3 protein-coding genes are annotated in these 2,271 nt (G+C 71.9%); all 3 read right to left on the bottom strand.

What is annotated here, in order from left to right; all coding sequences use genetic code 11:
* Positions 1-23: 23 nt before the first annotated feature.
* The 3 genes from GSF22_RS32990 to GSF22_RS32980 are packed head-to-tail and all read right to left on the bottom strand — an operon-like array spanning position 24 to position 2,227.
* On the bottom strand, positions 24-986 hold the full coding sequence (locus GSF22_RS32990) for a sulfotransferase domain-containing protein (protein ID WP_208817825.1): 963 nt from the start codon (positions 984-986) through the stop codon (positions 24-26).
* Complete coding sequence (locus GSF22_RS32985; RefSeq protein ID WP_244454571.1) at positions 987-1,913, bottom strand: alpha/beta fold hydrolase; 927 nt, start codon at positions 1,911-1,913, stop codon at positions 987-989. It lies immediately after the preceding gene.
* Positions 1,914-1,915: 2 nt separating this feature from the next.
* Positions 1,916-2,227, bottom strand: a complete 312-nt coding sequence (locus tag GSF22_RS32980; protein ID WP_208817823.1) for an acyl carrier protein — start codon at positions 2,225-2,227, stop codon at positions 1,916-1,918.
* Between the last annotated feature and the right edge of the window lie 44 nt (positions 2,228-2,271).

Genomic DNA, 2,271 nt, shown 5'->3' with positions numbered 1-2,271 from the left:
GTGGGGCCACGACGGACCGTCGGTCAGGCCGGGGCGGCCTCCCGGGGCCGGGCCGGGGCCTTGACCCGCCCGGCGACCTGCTGCGCCCACCCGGCCGGATCGCCGAACTCCAGGAACCGGCCGAGTTCGGTGAGCCGGTCCACCGGGTCGGCGACCAGGTCCTCGTAGCTGATCCGCATCAGGTGCTGCGGCGGGATGTCGGACAACGCCTGGTCGGCCTGGCTGGTCATGAACGCGCAGAGCGCCAGGTACCGACGGATGTCCTGGCCACGCTCCCGCAGCAGGTCGGCGGTGAGCCGGTCCGGCAGGTACCGGACCAGGTCCTCGGGCACGGTGTCCTCTGCGGTGATCCGGAACGGGTCGAGCCCGCACCGGCCGAGGAACTCCACCCGCAACTGGATGAGCTGGAACGACGGGTGCCGGCTCATCGACTTCGCGGTGTCGTCCCAGCTCCGGGTCAGGTACACCACCTTGCAGTCCGGGAAGGAGCGCAGCAGGTACGGCGCGACGTGGCTGGACCCGCCGGACCGCTCCACCCAGCGGCGCCGACCGGTCAGCGTGGCCAGCAGGTCCAGGAACATCCGGTGGTGGTCGCTGACGCTCTGGGTGGGAAAGTCGGGAACCTGCTCGGCGAGTTGGTCGAAGAGCTGGTCCGGGTCGGTCGAGACCTTGGACAGGGTGATGGCGAGGATCCGGGGCAGGGCGGTCATCCGGTTCGCCCACCGCCCGCTCTTCGGGTAGCGCAGCTCCTTGGGCGGCAGGCCGATCCGGAACAGCGTGGACAGCTCCGCCTTGGGGCTGCTCAGGATCCCCCAGTACTCGTCGCCGCTGATCACGTCGGCGCTGCGTACCCAGGGCGCCACCGACATGAAGAACTCCTGCGCCGACAGGGTGTCCGGCTCGTCGGCGATCAGGTCGGAGAGCAGGGTGGAACCGCACCGACCGTTGCTGATGATGATCGACCGACCTTCGATCGGGGTGTCCATCTACAGACCTCCTGAGGGGTTGACTGTCACGCCGGTGGGGGCGGGTTGGGCGAGTCGGAGGCCGCAGTCCGCACCGAGCCAGGTGAGGACGAGCTGGCGGATCACCTCCGGCTGGTCGATCAGGACCGAGTGCTTCTGGTCGGGCAGTACGACGGTGCGTGCCTGCGGGAACAGCTCCTGCACGGCGGGTACCAGCTCCACCACGGCGGACCGGCCGCCGTACACGCAGAGGACCGGGACGGTGATCGCCGCCAGTTCCTCGGTGCGGGGCAGCCGGCTGGCCGGCAGTTCCCGGGCCACCGTGGTGCTGGACAACAGGTCACCGGTGTCCCGGGCCCGCCGGATCGCGCCCTCCCCGTGCCGGGCGGCGATCTCTTCGAGCGCACCGGCCCGGGGGAGGAAACCGGCGGCCCGGCCCAGCCGGCGGGCCACCCGGGTCATCCAGGCCGGGATCGGCGGCGCCGACTCCAGCGCCGTGATCCCGGCGACCCGGCCCGGGTGGCGGGCCGCGTACCCGAACGCCACGGTTCCCCCGAACGAGTTGCCGACCAGGTAGAGCGGCCCGGTGACGGCCAACTCGGTCAGCAGCGCGGCCAGGTCGTCGACGAAGTCGTCCAGGGCGTACCCGGATCCGGGGCGGTCGGTCCGGCCGTGCCCGCGCAGGTCGTACATGACCACCCGCAGGCCGACCCGGGCCAGTGGCTCGGCCAGCGTGAAGTACCAGCTGGCCAGGCTGTCCGAGGCGACCCCGTGGATCAGGACGACGGTGGGGGTACCGCCGTCCGGGTCGCCCCCGACCGTCGGGTCGGCGCCGTCCGGGCCGACCGTCGTCGCGCCGGCTTCCGGCCCGGCCACCGTCGCCGCGCCGACCCCCGGCGGGGGATCGAGCCGCTGCACGTGGACCGAGAGCCCGTTCGCGCGGACCATGGTCACTGGCCCACCCCTGCCGGCTGGGCACCGGGCTCCGCCAGGGAGCGCTCGATGTGCTCGACGAGCTGACCCACCCGCAGCTCGCGGACGTTCTCCAGGTCGAGTTTCGCCACGAAGTGCGCGAAGTTCACGCTGTTGCCGTACCGCGACTGGAGGCGGCCGGCGAGCGCGACCACGTCGATGCTCTCCATGCCCAGCTCGTCGCGGAAGGTGGTGTCCATGGTGATCTCGGTGTCGGCCGCGAACTCGCCCAGTACGGCGTGGATCATCTCGGTGAGGTCGGCGAGGATGGTGGCCTGGGCCGTGCTCATGGCGTTCTCCTTAGGCTGGTGGGGGTCAGGGGGCGGGTCACTGG

It is taken from the genome of Micromonospora echinofusca (assembly GCF_017614955.1).
In the GTDB taxonomy this organism is placed as follows: Bacteria; Actinomycetota; Actinomycetes; order Mycobacteriales; family Micromonosporaceae; genus Micromonospora; species Micromonospora echinofusca_A.
The sequence above is the reverse complement of the archived record's forward strand: the minus strand, read 5'-3'. Positions and strand labels throughout refer to the sequence as shown.